Below are 15,837 nucleotides of genomic sequence, written 5' to 3' on the forward strand. Positions count from 1 at the left end.
TGGTTGTTGAATGCTTATTGATCAGTCAAAAAATGGCCATCGCAAGATGGCCTTTTTTATGCCCGCAAAAACAAACGATAAACCGGGTTGTTCGTCTCTTCCGCATACGGATACCCCAGCGTTTTGAGGAACTTTTCAAAAGCTTTGTCGTCCTTGGGGGGCACCTGCAGGCCCACCAAAATGCGGCCGTAGTCGGCGCCTTGGTTGCGGTAATGGAACAGACTGATGTTCCAGCCCGGGCGCATCAGGCTCAAGAATTTCAGCAAGGCGCCGGGGCGCTCGGGAAACTCAAAGCGCAACAGGCGTTCGTCTTGTGACAGGGCCGAGTGCCCGCCCACCATGTGGCGGATGTGCTCTTTGGCCAGTTCGTCGTGTGTCAGGTCGATCGCCTTGAACTTTTGCTGGTTGAATTTGGCCGAGATTTTGCTGCTCTCGCCTTTGCCCTGCGTGCTCAGGCCTAAAAACACATGGGCCCGGTCCGAGTCGCTCATGCGGTAGTTGAACTCTGTCACATTGCGTGGGCCGCCGGGCAGGCTGCCGATGAGTTCTAAAAAGCGTTTGAAGCTGCCGCGCTCTTCGGGAATGGTCACGGCAAACAGCGCTTCTTTTTCTTCACCCACGTCGGCACGTTCGGCCACAAAGCGCAGGCGGTCAAAGTTCATATTGGCACCGCACAAAATGGCGGCGTACGTCTGGCCTTTGGTTTTGTGCGTGGCCACATACTGTTTGATGGCGGCCACGGCCAACGCGCCCGCAGGCTCGACGATGGAGCGCGTGTCCACAAACACGTCTTTGATGGCTGCGCACACCGCATCGGTGTCCACCGTCATGTACTCGTCCACCAAATTGCTGGCCACGCGGAAGGTTTCTTCGCCCACCAGTTTCACGGCTGTGCCGTCTGAAAACAAACCCACATCGGTCAACGTCAGGCGTTTTTTGGCGGCCACCGACTGCATCATGGCGTTCGAGTCGTTCATTTGCACGCCGATCACCTTCACGTCCGGGCGCACGGCTTTGATGTAGTTGGCCACGCCGCTGATCAAGCCGCCGCCGCCAATGGCCACAAACACCGCATCGAGCGGGCCTTGGTGCTGGCTCAGCATTTCCATGGCGATGGTACCTTGCCCTGCGATCACGTCCGGGTCATCAAAGGGGTGCACAAAAGTCAGCCCTTGCTTTTTTTGCAAAGTCAGCGCGTGGTTGTAGGCGTCGGAATAGCTGTCACCGAACAACACCACATCGCCACCAAAACCTTTGACCGCGTCAATCTTGACCTGAGGGGTGGTGGTGGGCATGACGATGATGGCGCGCGTGCCCAGACGACTGGCGCTGAGTGCTACGCCTTGGGCATGGTTGCCGGCCGAGGCGCAGATCACACCTTTTTTCAGTTGCGTGGGCGTCAGGTGCGCCATTTTGTTGTAAGCCCCACGCAGCTTGAAACTGTGCACGGGTTGTTGGTCTTCACGCTTCAACAGCACTTGGTTCCCTAGGCGCTGCGACAGATTTTTAGCCGTTTCCAGTGCCGATTCGGTCGCTACGTCATACACCTTGGCATTCAAGATCTTGATCAGGTAGTCGGCTGGTTTGAGGTGAGAAGTGGTCATGTGAGCGGTGTCGGTGGTCCAAGCAGAGGGCTTTGGGTTTTGATCATAGCGTGCGAGTGCTGCACTTTTGATTCAAACCGAAGGGGGTCAAGTGATCACCCCAGAGCGGATCACGCTCCGTTTGAGATCGTTTCAACGCGTTGCGGCCAAAAAAAATGCCCCAAGCCTTGCGGCTTGGGGCAAATCCACCTTTTCAGAGGGTGGAGGAGACAATCAGCGCATGCAAAAAAGCACGCTTGTTCGCAATTGTACGTGGTTTTTGCTGCGACGCAACAAAAAACGGTGTGAACGGTCTCAAGGCCTCGAGTTGACCAGGTCTTGGATGTCTCTCTCGTAAGCGCGTAAACGGCGAGTGGCCTGTTGCCGCTGCTCGGGAGAGGCGGCGTTGTGCAATTGGGCCAAGTTCTCGCACGCACGTTGCGACAGGCTTTGCACCACGGCGCGCTGCTCAGCTTCAGGTGGCTTCAGCCAGCGCTGCCAAACACCCCAAAGTTGGGCTTGTGCTTCGGTTTGTGACAGTTTGTTTTGGCTGATGCCCTGCAAGGCGGACAGCAAATCTTGTTGTCTGCGTTGGCGGTCTTGCCTGCCCCACTCGGCTGTCCAGGGTGACTGCGCCAATTGGGCTTTGACCAAGCTGATTTGGGCAGCTGTCAACTCGCCATAAAAAGAGCGGTAGCGCTCGAGTGTTTTGTCCAGACGACGCTCCAGGCGTTCGCTGGCACTGCCCAGCAGCCATTCTTTTTCCCATTCTTCGTTTTGTCTCTCCCAGCGCCGTGCGATGTGGCTCAGTTGGCGGGGACCCAGAGCCATGGCGACAGGGGCGGCCTGTGCCACAGCCTCTCGCATCAGGACGTCCAGTCGAATTTGTACCTCCGCCCAGACCCGGCAGACTTGCTCAGTTTGGACGGGACCTGCGGACAAGGCTTGAACGCGTTGCAACAGATCGGCATAGGCGGGTAACTCCTCGCTGCGGTGCCATTGGTGAAGCTGTTCAAGGGCCTGTTTGGTCGTGGTCGTCTGGCTGGCGTTGAACGACACCGTGCTGTCCAGCCACCAATAAGACAAGGTGGGCAGTTGCTGATAGCCCAGCTTGATGGCGCTGCAGCCTTGCAGGACTAGGAGCGCCATGAGGGTTAACCAGAAGCGCATCAAAGTGTGCCCTGAAAGACCAGACGCCACCGGACCAATGAGCCCGTATCGCCTAACAGTTGGTCTTTCACATGGAGTGTCCAAATGCCGCGGGTTGTGAGCGTGGGGAAGACGGTGGGCAAAAGGTCTATTCTTTGCAATTTTTCCCCATCAGAGCCGCAATCCGTACCGCTGGTGTTCCAATCTGCGGGTGGATTGAGTGTCAACGCCCCAAGGCCTGTTGGCGGGGTGATGGTCCAGGCCAAATCTGAGGTTTTGGGGTGTTTCAAGCAGACTTCCAGCGTTGCCGTTGAAACTGTTCGCAAGTTGCAATTTTGGTTATCCCATCGCACCGATATGCCCGTCTCGTTGTTGTCCGGAATGGTGCTGCCCGATGTCGCCGGGTGGGCAGCCCACAAGAGGTTGGAGTCGCACGTCTCAGAGGTGGTCTGTTGTGCAGTAGCGGGTGAGGGCGCACCTCCACCACCGCCACAACTGGCCAACAGCGTGGTCAGGGCAAGCAAGATACAGGTCCAAAAAGTGGGTGGCATGCAATTGTCCGTAAATTGGGTCTGCGGGCCCCAGTTGTGGGCTATGAGTTTTGTGGGTGGCCAAGCCAGTCCAGAATGTGTTCATTGTCTACCGTTTGCCAAATCCTCCGGTGGACCCGCCCATCGTTCGCGGTCAAGTGGGCGGAGTCTGGCGATAATTCCAATCTGAGCACTGATCCGCACTTGGGGCAGTCAAAGAAAGAAAACCATGAGTCTAAATGCCCCGCTACCTGTCGATGTTGTCGTGATGGCCGCTGGCAAAGGCACCCGCATGAAAAGCCGATTGCCCAAAGTGCTGCAGCGCTTGGCGGGTGTCCCGCTGGTGCAGCATGTGCTCAATACTGCGGCGCAGCTGAACGCCCGCTCTGCGGTGGTCATCACCGGGCATGGCGCTGACCAAGTGGAGCCTTTGGTGCTGGCCCCGGGCCAATCCTTGACGGTGCAATGCGTGCGCCAAGAGCCGCAGCTGGGCACCGGGCATGCTGTGCAGCAGGCCGTTCCTGCACTGGCCGATGATGGTGTGGTGGTGGTTTTGTCGGGCGATGTGCCGCTGACACAAGCCGACACGCTGCAAGCGCTGATCGCCCAATGCGGTGGCACAAAACTGGCGCTGCTGACCATCGACTTTGCCGACCCGTCAGGCTATGGTCGCATCGTTCGGCACGGTGAAGCGGTGCAAGCGATCGTTGAGCACAAAGACGCGAGCGAGGTCCAGCGGCAGATCCAGGAGGTCTACAGCGGCATCATGGCGGTGCCCGCCAAGCTGCTCAAAGCCTGGCTGGGTCGCATCGACAACCAGAACGCCCAAGGTGAGTATTACCTGACCGATGTGGTCAAGCTGGCCGTGGCCGATGGCGTGCCTGTGGTGGCGCACAAAATCACCGACGCACTGCAAGTCGCGGGCATCAACAGCCCCGTGCAACTGGCCGAGTTGGAGCGTGCTCATCAATTGCGCCAGGCCCATCGCCTGATGGAACAAGGCGTGCGCCTGAAAGACCCCGCCCGCTTCGACCTGCGCGGCCAGCTCGATTGCGCGCAAGATGTCGAGATCGACGTGAACTGCCTTTTTGAAGGCCAGGTGTCATTGGGCGAGGGCGTGCAAATCGGCGCGAACTGCGTGCTGGCCAACTGCACCATCGCCGCAGGCGCGGTGATCCACCCCTTCACCCACATCGACGGGGAAAAGCTCGGCGTTACCGTGGGCGAGGGCGCGCTGATCGGTCCCTTTGCCCGCCTGCGCCCAGGCGCACAGCTTGGCGCCGAGGTGCACATCGGTAACTTTGTGGAAGTCAAAAATTCCACCCTCGCCAAAGGCGCCAAGGCCAACCACTTGGCTTATCTGGGGGATGCCACCGTGGGTGAGCGCGTCAACTACGGCGCGGGCAGCATCACCGCCAACTACGACGGTGCCCACAAGCACCGTACCGTGATCGAGGCCGATGTGCACATCGGCAGCAACTGCGTGCTGGTGGCCCCGGTGACCATTGGCGCGGGCGGCACGGTGGGCGGTGGCTCCACCATCACCAAGAGCACCGAACCGGGCTCACTCAGCGTGGCCCGCGGCAAACAGATCAGCATTGCCCATTGGGCCCGACCCGTCAAAAAGCCCAAGCCCTGAGCCAGAGCTTGGGCGCTAAGCCGCAGGGGGATTCGGCAGCGGCCAGGTGGCGGTGAACTTGGCGCGCTTGGTGGCAAAAAAAGCTTTCACATTGCGCACGTTGGCATCTTGCGTGAACAGCGTTTGGCTGATGGTCAAATAGTGCGGCATGTCGCGGGCCTGAACCACCAGCATGAAGTCCGGTCCCGGCGACACACGCCAGCATTGCTGCACTGCAGCGTGTGCGACGGCGCGCGCCTCGAACAGGGCCATTTGTTCGCTGCCTTGGCGGTCCAGAGACACTTCTACCAGGGCTGTCAATCCATGGCCCAGTGTCTGGCCCAGTTGGTCACTGTTGAGCACGGCCACTTGTCGCTCGATCCAGCCGCCTTGCACCAAGCGTTTGACGCGGCGCAGGCATGTGGGCGGTGAAACGTGGACCTTCTCGGCCAGTGCCACATTGCTCAGGCTGGCGTCGTGCTGCAGGCTGTCGAGCAGTAGCAAGTCAATTGCATCAAGTTGAATTGATTCCATGATTTGAAGTTTATTGAAATAAAATTTCATTTACCGAATTGTGTGAAATTTTAAAATAAAAAAATAAAAAATTGATCTGAAATTTCGTTGATGTCATCCTAACATTCAGCAACTTCCCTGTTGTTGGAGATTGTTCATGTGTGGCATCGTCGGCGCCGTTTCTTTCCGAAACATTGTTCCCCTGTTGGTGCAGGGCCTGCAGCGGCTGGAATACCGCGGTTATGACTCCTGCGGCGTGGCAGTTCACGCCGCCAGTCTGAACGGTGGCACAGGGGGGCTGCAGCGGGCTCGCAGCACCTCGCGTGTGGCCGAGTTGATCGAGCAGGTGAGTACCGACCGCATCGAAGGCGGTACCGGCATCGCCCACACCCGTTGGGCGACGCACGGCGCACCCGCCGTGCACAACGCGCACCCTCACTTCAGCCATGGCACAGGCGCGGTAGACGCCAAGCCTGGCAAGGTGGCGTTGGTGCACAACGGCATCATCGAAAACCACGAAGAACTGCGCGCCGCCCTGCAAGCCAAGGGCTATGTGTTTTTGAGCCAGACCGACACCGAGGTCATCGCGCACCTGGTGGACAGCGTGTACGAGGGCGACATTTTTGAGGCCGTTAAAAACACCATCGTTCAACTCCATGGCGCTTATGCCATTGCCGTGTTCCACAAAGACGAGCCGCAACGCGTGATTGGCGCGCGCGCTGGCTCGCCTTTGATTTTGGGCGTGGGTCAGGGTGAAACCTTCTTGGCCAGCGATGCGATGGCTTTGGCCGGCGTGACCGACCAGATCGTGTACTTGGAAGAAGGCGATGTGGTGGACATCCAGCTGGGCAAGTACTGGGTGGTGGACCACGAGCACAAGGCCGTGAGCCGCGTTGTCAAAACCGTGCACGCGCACAGTGGCGCGGCTGAACTCGGTCCCTACCGCCATTACATGCAAAAAGAAATCTTCGAGCAGCCACGCGCTATTGCCGACACGCTCGAAGGCATCGAGGGCATCACGCCCGAGCTGTTTGGCGACGGGGCTTACAGCACCTTCAAAGCCATCGACAAGGTCTTGATTTTGGCCTGCGGCACCAGTTACTACAGTGGCTGCGTGGCCCAGTATTGGATCGAAGCGATTGCCAAAGTGCCCTGCCAGGTTGAGATCGCCAGCGAGTACCGCTACCGTGACTCCGTGCCCGACCCCAGCACCCTGATCGTCACCATCACCCAAAGCGGGGAGACCGCCGACACCCTGGCCGCCCTGCGCCACGCGCAGAGCCTGGGCATGACGCAGACGCTCACGATCTGCAACGTGGCCACCAGCGCCATGGTGCGCGAGTGCAAACACGCTTACGTGACCCGCGCTGGAGCCGAGATCGGCGTGGCGTCGACCAAGGCCTTCACCACCCAGCTGGCAGGCTTGTTTTTGCTCACACTGGCGCTGGCGCAGTCAAAAGGGCGTTTGTCTGACGAAGAAGAAACTGCCCACATCAAGGCCATGCGCCACCTGCCAGCCGCGTTGCAAGCTGTGTTGGCACTGGAGCCACAGGTCATCGCCTGGTCACAGGAGTTTGCCAGCAAAGAAAATGCACTCTTCCTCGGCCGGGGAACCCACTACCCCATCGCTCTGGAAGGCGCGCTCAAGCTCAAAGAGATCACTTACATCCACGCCGAAGCTTATGCCGCAGGCGAGCTCAAGCACGGTCCGCTCGCGCTCGTCACCAGCGCCATGCCCGTGGTGACGGTGGCGCCCAATGACCAGTTGCTCGAAAAACTCAAGAGCAATATGCAAGAGGTGCGTGCACGTGGCGGCGTGCTGTATGTACTGGCCGATGGCGGCACCAAAATTGAGAGCAGCGACGGTGTGAACGTGATTCGCATGCCCGAGCACTACGGCGTGCTGTCCCCCATCCTGCATGTGGTGCCGCTGCAGCTGCTGAGCTACCACACGGCGTGCGCCAGAGGGACCGATGTGGACAAGCCAAGGAATTTGGCCAAGAGTGTGACGGTGGAGTGAGACTGATAGGACCTGCTTCGCAGAGTTCCCCCAGAGAACCCGCAATGACTCTCGTCGTTAGCAGCGGTCCTGTCACGCTCGACATTCGACCGCTGAGTGACTACCAACAGGAACTGATCTCATCCGTGTTGTCGCTGAGGTCACAGGGATGGACAGACCGTCAGATCGCTAACCACTTCAATGAAACGGGTTACCTGACGCCAAGAGGTCACAGGTGGATACCTCAAAGCGTTTTCTCGATGCGATCCAAGTATCAGATTAGGTTGGGAAGGCTTGGTGAAGTTCAGTGACCGTTGTGGGGAACGGTCTGGGGAATTCGCTGTATCAATGGGATTCCGGGATAGCGGGGAGTTGGCGGAGGTTGTGTGCCATGTCTGTAATTTGTCCTGGCATTCAGCTAAAATTTGTTAATAATGGGAAAGTTGTCATAAAAATCATCGGAGATAAAAAATGAGCTTTAAAAAATATTTTGTTACTGCTGGGCTGGCATTCTCGTCGGTTACTTCGTTCGCTCAAATTTGCTACGAATCTATTTCGGGGGCGGACTACATACCGGGACAATGCACATCGCCATCTTTCGGGGGGCAAGGTAAGCGAACAGATAACAACCTTTACATGGGAGGCGTTTGGAGCTTCGATGGCAACATCTCGAAGCGTCCGGATCTCGTTATTGGCTATCGTTCGACTGATGTCAAAACTAGCGACCGTGTTTCAGGCATTGACTTAAACCTTAGATGGAATCTTTCAGGAACGCCCAGCTTTGAAGGAGTCCGACTTTCTTATGTCGGCGGTAAACGGGTCGTCCTAGCAAATCTCGGGCTAGGTTATTCCTTCAAGCAGAACTCCCCTTTACTAACTGGAGCGATTCAAGTTGCTCATGTTCGAGGTGGAAGTGATTTTATACTTAATACTAGTAACTTTGTGCCCTATATTGAGGCGAACTCACTCAAACAGATAAAAAGAGTTGGGTCTGAATCTGCGTGTTCCGGATCCCTGAAGACGATAACTGGTTTTAATCCAGAAGATGTAAGGCAAGGTGTATGGTTGGCTGAGCCTGCTTTTCCGGGGGCAGCGGTAGGTGGATTAACATGCTTCGAAGAGATACAAGAGTCCGACATACGTCTCAAGCACGATATCCATGAACTTGCTGTGCTGGAGAATGGACTCAAAATTTATTCATTCAAGTACAAATCCCGTGATGGTGATTTTGTTGGTGTGATGGCGCAGGACCTCTTGTCAAATCCGAACTGGTCTAAAGCTGTGGTTCAGCGAGAAGATGGTCACTACTTGGTCAACTACGGTGACCTTGGAATTAGGATGACAACCTTGGAAGACTGGAATAAGTATGGAACGAATTCAGTCTCAAGGAGCCATGTCAAACTGAAGTCTTGATTCAAGGTTCCCCTGTTCCAGCTGGGAACCGTGAATTAAATTTACGGTGGATTCCGGGAACGCAAGGCGGGGGATAGTAGCCGGCTTTTTATAAAAAATACCAAAAAACCAACCTACTATCCCCCGATCTGAGAGGGGGGGACCGTCAATTTGATTGACGGTCGGTGAAACATGGTGGGAAATGGTGAAAGTTGAGTGACCCAGTACAACCTCTTCGCAGATATGCTCCACAGAACCCGCAATGGGGCTAACCGTTAGTAGCAGACCCGTTGTTCTGAGCGTTCGCCTGGTGAAGGCTTGCTGGCAGCAACTTTTTTACTTTAACCTGCTGACATAGTTAAACTGCCGGAGTGATCGCTAGATCTCCTATCATTTGAATGCACGCCGATAGTTTACGCTGAGGGTCACTGAAGAGTGTGGTTTAGGTGATTAAGAAGTGAAGACATATTGATCCAGCATGACCTTCAATAACCTCTTAAGAATTGAGATTAATAAATGAAAAAAATACCTAATTCAAAAAATTGCCCCGTATGCAACGGGCAAACAAAGTATATTGATGTAGTCGATTTCAATAAAAGCTGTGAAGAAATTAGAGGGAAATTTTTACCATTATCTGGGGTTCCGATATATTACACACAATGTCAAGATTGCTTATTTACCTTTGCTCCAGAATTTTTAGCCTGGTCGGAGAGTGACTTTCTTGAAAAAATTTATAATGACAAATATATTGAAATCGATCCTGATTATTTAGAAAATAGACCAAGGGCAAATTCTCGGCTTTTAACACAAATATTTGGAGACAAAAAAGAATTCATTAGCCATCTTGATTATGGCGGAGGAAGTGGAAAACTTAGTTCGACTTTGCGCTCAGAGGGCTGGTTATCAAAGTCGTACGATCCCTTTCCAAAGTCCGACGTAACAGTGGAATCTTTGGGGAAATTCAATCTAATTTCAGCATTTGAGGTGTTTGAGCATGTTCCTGATGTTAATTCTCTAATGCACAATCTTATCGCACTGATGTCTGAAAATTGTTTTATTATTTTTTCAACATTAACACTCGAAGGGCATATAAGTAAAAATAGTCGAATTACATGGTGGTATGCATCCCCAAGGAATGGTCATATAAGCTTATTTACCAAGAAGAGCTTGTCTATAATTGCCTCGAAACATGGGCTAAATTTTGGTAGTTTCAATGATGGTTTGCACTGTTTTTTTAATCAGGCTCCGAACTGGTCAAGGCATTTGATAAAGTGAAATTTTTGAATTTCAAAAATATATTAAAACCGATACATATATTGCAATATATTTATTAATATTGACAGATGCTGATAAGTAACTTTGAAAATGATATGTTTATCGAAAAGCCCCAGCAAGGAGGGGGACAGAAGAGTTCGTCAATTTGTTTTAACAGACAAGTTTCACCAAAAGCGTGCTGAGTGGTTGAGAGTGGTGTCTGAAATATTCTCCACAACTGTGGAAGATGACGGTCAATCAAATTGACGGTCCCCCCCTCTCAGATCGGGGGATAGTAGGTTGGATTTTTGGTATTTCTTATAAAAAGGCGGCTACTATCCCCCGCCTTTGTTCCCAGAATCCACCGTAAATTTAATTCACGGTTCCCAACTGGAACAGGGGGGTTAGTGTATTTTTGTTTTCTAATAATGCGCAACAACATATTACTCCCCCCAAAGTTATCCGGGTTAACCTGTTCCCGGTAACTTGGGTAACTTCCGGATCATCATCAAATCAGTGATCCCGGAATCCCATTGATACAGCGAATTCCCCAGACCGTTCCCCACAACGGTCACTGAACTTCACCAAGCCTTCCCAACCTAATCTGATACTTGGATCGCATCGAGAAAACGCTTTGAGGTATCCACCTGTGACCTCTTGGCGTCAGGTAACCCGTTTCATTGAAGTGGTTAGCGATCTGACGGTCTGTCCATCCCTGTGACCTCAGCGACAACACGGATGAGATCAGTTCCTGTTGGTAGTCACTCAGCGGTCGAATGTCGAGCGTGACAGGACCGCTGCTAACGACGAGAGTCATTGCGGGTTCTCTGGGGGAACTCTGCGAAGCAGGTCCTATCAGTCTCACTCCACGGTGACGGAATAGTTTTGGTCGGTGCCAATGTTTGATCCCCATAGTTCAACCTGTTTGGCATTCCCCCGAATCAGTAGACAAATAATGATGTCAAAACTGAAGAGGAGCCATGCAAATGGAACGAACCAAATATGCCGCCGAGTTCAAGTCCGAGGCGGTCAAGCAAGTTATCGATAAAGGGCACCCAGTCGTCGATGTTGCCAAGCGGCTTGGAATTCCCGAGGGTGTTCTTTACGGCTGGGTCAACAAGTTCAAAAAGTCAGAACAACCTCAGTCAAGTGACCTTAAGACGCTGCAAGCCGAGATGGTCAAGCTCAAGGCGGAACTCAGGCGGACCACAGAGGAGCGCGATATCCTAAAAAAGGCCGCAGCGTACTTTGCCAAGCAGTCCGGGTGAAGTACGCATTCATGCAGGCGCACCAAAGTGAGTTTCGCCTGACCAGCATGTGCCGTGTTCTCAAGGTACACCGCAGTGGCTATTACGCTTGGCTGCGTGAGCCGCTCTCCCCAAGGGCCAAGGCCAACGAAAAGTTGACCACGCAGATTCGTGAGTTCTACGACCAAAGCATGGGAATCTACGGCAGCCCCCGCATCTTCTGTGACCTCAAGGAAGCGGGTGTGGCGTGTAGCGAGAACCGGGTTGCCAGGTTGATGCGTTCAGCAAAGATCAAATCGGTGCGGGGGTACAGGAGACCCAGGTACAAGGTGGGCAAGCCTGCGCAAGTGGCACCCAATCAACTGGAGCGTCAATTCCAGCATGATGAGCCAGACCAAGCTTGGGTAACGGATATTACCTATATCCGCACGCATGAGGGTTGGTTGTATTTGGCTGCCGTGCTGGATTTGCACTCGCGTGCGGTCGTTGGTTGGAGCATGGGGTCACACATGCGCACGAGCTTGGTGCTGGACGCACTGACGATGGCGGTTTGGCGCAGAAAGCCCAAGGATTCGGTGATCATCCATTCGGACCAAGGCAGCCAATTTGGGAGTGACGAATTCAATCGCTGGTGCAAAGACAACCGTTTGAGCCCCAGCATGAGCCGCCGGGGAAACTGTTGGGATAACGCGGTGGCCGAATCGTTCTTCAGCAGCTTGAAGAGCGAGCGGGTCAAAAAGCGGATTTACCAAACCAGGGCTGAGGCAAAGTCAGAGATCTTTGATTACATCGAGGTTTTCTACAATCGAGTCAGGCGCCACAAGCATCTCGATCAACTCAGCCCCCATGAGTTCGAGCGCCAGCGTCAAACTGCGCTATGAAAAGTGTCTACAGGTTTGGGGGAATGCCAGGTCAACGGCTGACCCTATTGGGGATGTTAGGGATGATGACAATGAAAGTGATGAGGCAATGAGCACGAAACAGGTTGAACTATGGGGATCAAACATTGGCACCGACCAAAACTATTCCGTCACGGTGGAGTGAGGGCCAGCTGGCGCTGCATTTGCCGGGGTTGTCATCGCTCTCGAGTCGAAGCCCCTCCAGCCTGTTTTCGATGCACAAGACACATGCAGGTCAACAGGAGTGGACAGCTGCCAGAGATCTTTCAGTCCTTAAATTGGTGGCTGCTGTCCGTGTTCGATGGTCATCCCACTGTGACCTGATCACCCTTGCAAGAGCCCCTTTTGACAAAAAAAACCCACCGAGGTTGGCGGTGGGTTGGCAGAAAATTGAAGTGATCAGAACTTGAAACCCAGGCCGAATGTGAGTCCATTCACTTTGAAGCCATCTTCGTTGAGGTATTGCATGTAATCGACCTTGAGCGATGTGCTTGGGTTGATGGCATAGCTCAGGCCGGCACCGTAAGAGAAGCTGTTCTCGCTGTTTGATTCAGAACCAAGGCCGGGTGCTGAAGTCGTCCCCTTGGCACTCACGAAACCGACGCGACCAAACAACTCAACTTGCTCATTCAACTGGGCTTTGGGTTTGAGGTAAATCCCCACAACGTTGTTAATTTTGAACTTGACGTTGGGTCCGCTGACACCATTGACCTTGATGGTGGCGTCGTGCAAGCCGAACGCGACCAGACCTTCCAGTGCAAGGTTTGGATTTTGCTCGTAACCCACGATGCCGCGCAATGCAGTGGGTGAGGCTTGGGTGCTGAGACCATCAATGTTTTGTTTGGCTGTCGCGGTGGTGTAGCCGATCTCGCCGTACATCTGCGCTTGAGCACCCATGGCAGCCGAGACAAATGCGAAGGCGATTGCAATTTTTTTCATTTCTAACACCATTTACAGTTACATATTTAACCAAATAAATTATACGTTTTTGTTGACGGCAGTTGTAAATAAAACAATAACTAACATTTTCTCAGTTGATCAAACTGGGTGTGCCTGTGTTGGCTGCTGTGTGGATCCAAACGCCAAGGCATGGTGCCTTTCAAGCGTAGGAAAATGCCCCGACAAACGCATCATTGGGGTGTGAGGCCATTCACATGCACCGCAGGCCTGCGTCCATCGTTCCACTGGCCCCCAAGCGCCCGCTCGATCTGCGCCGCCAGTTGCAGCAGCAGCCCATCATGGGCTTGGCGGGCTTGTGCTTGAATGCCCAGGGGCAGACCATTCTCCTGTTGGGCCATGGGCAGAGAGATACCGGGGATGCCACACAAGTTGGACAGCGGGGTATAGGCAAAGTTCTGCCAGAGGTTTTCAAACCAATCGTAGACAGAGGGGTTGTCACTGATCGTGAGGTATTGGGTCGTACCCAACTTGGGCGTGGGCAGTGCCGTGATGGGCGTGAGGATGATGTCCCAGTGCTCAAAGAATTCGCCGAAGCCACGCGATGTGGTGTTGAAGACGGCCTGCATCCGGGCGCGTTCGGCGTAGCTGGTTTTGAGGCCCTCTTCCCAGATCTTGATGTTGATGGGCTCCACCAAATCGGCCGGGGGACGCTCGAGCCCTAAGGGCTTGAGCAGGTTGCCGATGGTCTGCGCAAAGTTGCTGATGTAGCAAGTGGTCTGCGCCGCAAAGGCGGCTTCCAGGTCCACATCGGGCAAGGCCCAATCCACGTGGTGGCCCAGGCCCTCTAAAAAACGGCCCACGCGTTCGAGCTCGGCCACAAAATGTGGCACGGCGCGGTAGTGCCCCCACTCGTGCGACAAGGCAATCCGCAGCCGAGTTGGATCGCGCTGGATGAGGGTGCTGTAGGGCTCAGCGGTCGACCAGTAAGGCATGAATTCGCCCGGTGCACCGCCACGGCAATGGTCTACAAAGGCGGCGGTGTCGCGCACTGTGCGGCTCTGGCAGCCTTGCGTGGACACCAGCCCCGTGAGGTCTGATGCGGCTGGCGCGATTGAAAAGACGCCGCGCGAGGCCTTGAGGCCAATGTTGCCATTGAAGCCTGCCGGGATGCGGATTGAGCCGCCGCCATCGGTGGCGTGCGAAAGGGGCAGGATACCTGCGGCCACCGCTGCTGCTGTGCCTGCCGACGAGCCACAGGTGGTGTAGGCCAGATTCCAGGGGTTGCGTGTCACATACAGGGCCGGGTTTTCGGCGGAACTGCAGACACCAAATTCCGGCGTGGTGGTGCGTCCGATCACGTTCAGACCTGCTTTCTTGATGCGAGACGCCAAGTAGCTGTCGGCGATGGCCCGGTTGCCTTGCATCAACAGTGAGCCCATTTCTTGCAATCGGCCCTTGAGCGTCGGCCCCAGGTCTTTCATGAGGTAAGGCACCCCTGCAAAAGGTCCATTGGGGTTCATGCCGTCGCGAGTGGGGTCGCTGACCAAGTCCTCAAACACCTCGACCACGGCGTTGATTGTCGGGTTGACCTGAGCGATGGCGGCGGCTGTTTGACAGGCCAGTTCGGTGGGTGTCAGCTCGCCGCGCTTGACCCGTTCAGCCAGGCCCACGGCATCGTGAATGGCCCATTCATTCCAACCCATGACGAGTGACATCGCGATCTGCCTTTGTTTGCTGATGGTGGATAAATTAAAACAGACCGTGATGTGCACGGCTGTCGCAGCCTTGTCGTTTGTGCTCCCGACTTAGCGGGGCGCTTGAGGCAAGGGGTGAGCCCAAAGCCCTATAGTGACGGTTTTGCATTTTGAAAGTCATTCGGGTTATGAGGCAGGTTTTGCGTTCCCCCACCCTCAGCGACGCGATCTGGGTGCAGACTTCTGACGTGCACGGCAAAGGTGTGTTCGCGACCCGCCACATCGCCGCAGGCGAGTGCATCATCGAATACGTGGGCGAGGTCATCAGCATGGCCGAGGCGATTCGCCGTCACCCGCATGATCCGAGCCATCCTGATCACACTTTTTATTTTCATTTGGACGATGGCCGGGTGATCGATGCGCTCTATGGCGGTAACGATTCGAAATGGATCAACCATTCGTGCCGACCCAATTGTGAGCCCGATGAGCGTCAAGGGCGCATCTTTATTCGCACGCGCAGGCCTGTTTTTAAAGGCGAAGAGCTGACGTTTGACTATGGTCTGTTCAGCGATGAACCGATGACCGAGGCCTTGAAAGCACGCTATGTGTGCCGCTGTGGTGCGCCCAAGTGCCGAGGCACGATGTTGACCGATTGAGCGGGCTGCTCAGTTCCTGTCATTCAAACGCCTTGTCTTTTTTTCTCGCGCAGCATGAACAGGTAAAGGCTTTCCACCTTGTCGCGCGCCCAAGGTGTTTTGCGTAAAAACTTCAGGCTGGAGCTCACGCTCGGGTCGTGTGTGAAGCAACGGATGGGGATGCGTTGACCCAGACCCTCCCAGCCATAGACATCGGCCAGTTGGGTGACGATGACCTCCAGGGTCAGGCCATGCAGAGGGTTGCGGGCTTGGGTGTTGTCGGTGGGGGAAAGAGACATCGTTAGATTTTACGCAGCGCTGTGGTGCACACCGTTGAGGCCCAGTCCACTGGCTTGAATGCGGGTTGCACGTTAACGGTTAATGAGTAGTCGTTAACACCGATACCGAGGATCGCCGTTCAGGT

General features: G+C 54.7%; 15 protein-coding genes. 7 read left to right on the forward strand and 8 right to left on the reverse strand.

Annotation, left to right across the window (positions count from 1 at the left end; all coding sequences use genetic code 11):
- Positions 1-56: 56 nt before the first annotated feature.
- The 3 genes from ilvA to ACHEXK_RS01445 form a co-directional block, all read right to left on the reverse strand.
- Positions 57-1,604, reverse strand: a complete 1,548-nt coding sequence (gene ilvA, locus ACHEXK_RS01435; RefSeq protein WP_416547478.1) for a threonine ammonia-lyase, biosynthetic — start codon at positions 1,602-1,604, stop codon at positions 57-59.
- Between the two features lie 294 nt (positions 1,605-1,898).
- On the reverse strand, positions 1,899-2,732 hold the full coding sequence (locus tag ACHEXK_RS01440; protein ID WP_416547479.1) for a DUF6279 family lipoprotein: 834 nt from the start codon (positions 2,730-2,732) through the stop codon (positions 1,899-1,901).
- Between the two features lie 20 nt (positions 2,733-2,752).
- Positions 2,753-3,283, reverse strand: coding sequence for a proprotein convertase P-domain-containing protein (locus ACHEXK_RS01445; RefSeq protein ID WP_416547480.1), 531 nt, complete (start codon positions 3,281-3,283; stop codon positions 2,753-2,755).
- 208 nt (positions 3,284-3,491) lie between these two features.
- Here ACHEXK_RS01445 and glmU point away from each other — a divergent pair, with 208 nt between their 5' ends.
- Positions 3,492-4,901 carry a bifunctional UDP-N-acetylglucosamine diphosphorylase/glucosamine-1-phosphate N-acetyltransferase GlmU gene (gene glmU / locus ACHEXK_RS01450; RefSeq protein WP_416547481.1) on the forward strand — a complete coding sequence of 470 codons (1,410 nt, stop codon included), beginning with the start codon at positions 3,492-3,494 and terminating at the stop codon, positions 4,899-4,901.
- Between the two features lie 15 nt (positions 4,902-4,916).
- On the opposite strand, the gene ACHEXK_RS01455 is transcribed toward glmU, so the two are convergent.
- Positions 4,917-5,414, reverse strand: coding sequence for an Lrp/AsnC family transcriptional regulator (locus ACHEXK_RS01455; RefSeq protein WP_416547482.1), 498 nt, complete (start codon positions 5,412-5,414; stop codon positions 4,917-4,919).
- Between the two features lie 136 nt (positions 5,415-5,550).
- Between ACHEXK_RS01455 and glmS the strand changes: the two genes are divergently transcribed.
- From glmS to ACHEXK_RS01475, 4 genes are all read left to right on the forward strand, one after another.
- Positions 5,551-7,413 (forward strand): glutamine--fructose-6-phosphate transaminase (isomerizing), encoded by a 1,863-nt coding sequence (gene glmS / locus ACHEXK_RS01460; protein WP_416547483.1) that lies wholly within the window; start codon positions 5,551-5,553, stop codon positions 7,411-7,413.
- A 44-nt stretch (positions 7,414-7,457) separates the two neighbouring features.
- Positions 7,458-7,703 (forward strand): recombinase family protein, encoded by a 246-nt coding sequence (locus ACHEXK_RS01465; RefSeq protein WP_416547484.1) that lies wholly within the window; start codon positions 7,458-7,460, stop codon positions 7,701-7,703.
- Positions 7,704-7,863: 160 nt separating this feature from the next.
- Positions 7,864-8,805 carry a tail fiber domain-containing protein gene (locus ACHEXK_RS01470; protein ID WP_416547485.1) on the forward strand — a complete coding sequence of 314 codons (942 nt, stop codon included), beginning with the start codon at positions 7,864-7,866 and terminating at the stop codon, positions 8,803-8,805.
- Positions 8,806-9,300: 495 nt separating this feature from the next.
- A complete protein-coding gene (locus ACHEXK_RS01475) occupies positions 9,301-10,059 on the forward strand; it encodes a class I SAM-dependent methyltransferase (protein WP_416547486.1) in 759 nt (252 codons plus the stop codon).
- 550 nt (positions 10,060-10,609) lie between these two features.
- Here the strand turns inward: ACHEXK_RS01475 and ACHEXK_RS01480 are convergent.
- Positions 10,610-10,951, reverse strand: coding sequence for a recombinase family protein (locus ACHEXK_RS01480; RefSeq protein WP_416547487.1), 342 nt, complete (start codon positions 10,949-10,951; stop codon positions 10,610-10,612).
- 73 nt (positions 10,952-11,024) lie between these two features.
- Between ACHEXK_RS01480 and ACHEXK_RS01485 the strand changes: the two genes are divergently transcribed.
- Positions 11,025-12,166 (forward strand): IS3 family transposase gene (locus ACHEXK_RS01485; RefSeq protein ID WP_416545314.1). Its coding sequence is split into 2 segments (ribosomal slippage): positions 11,025-11,271 and positions 11,271-12,166, totalling 1,143 coding nucleotides; the frame shifts between segments, so codons are not numbered across the junction.
- A 417-nt stretch (positions 12,167-12,583) separates the two neighbouring features.
- On the opposite strand, the gene ACHEXK_RS01490 is transcribed toward ACHEXK_RS01485, so the two are convergent.
- Entirely contained in the window at positions 12,584-13,123 is a 540-nt protein-coding gene (locus ACHEXK_RS01490; RefSeq protein ID WP_416547488.1) for a porin family protein, read from the reverse strand.
- Between the two features lie 191 nt (positions 13,124-13,314).
- A complete protein-coding gene (locus ACHEXK_RS01495; RefSeq protein ID WP_416547489.1) occupies positions 13,315-14,799 on the reverse strand; it encodes an amidase in 1,485 nt (494 codons plus the stop codon).
- 179 nt (positions 14,800-14,978) lie between these two features.
- Between ACHEXK_RS01495 and ACHEXK_RS01500 the strand changes: the two genes are divergently transcribed.
- Positions 14,979-15,434 carry an SET domain-containing protein gene (locus tag ACHEXK_RS01500; protein ID WP_416547490.1) on the forward strand — a complete coding sequence of 152 codons (456 nt, stop codon included), beginning with the start codon at positions 14,979-14,981 and terminating at the stop codon, positions 15,432-15,434.
- Positions 15,435-15,457: 23 nt separating this feature from the next.
- Here the strand turns inward: ACHEXK_RS01500 and ACHEXK_RS01505 are convergent, their stop codons facing one another.
- On the reverse strand, positions 15,458-15,712 hold the full coding sequence (locus ACHEXK_RS01505; RefSeq protein ID WP_416547491.1) for a VF530 family DNA-binding protein: 255 nt from the start codon (positions 15,710-15,712) through the stop codon (positions 15,458-15,460).
- Positions 15,713-15,837: the final 125 nt, after the last annotated feature.

This window comes from Limnohabitans sp. DCL3, assembly GCF_048019295.1.
GTDB lineage: Bacteria > Pseudomonadota > Gammaproteobacteria > Burkholderiales > Burkholderiaceae_C > Limnohabitans_A.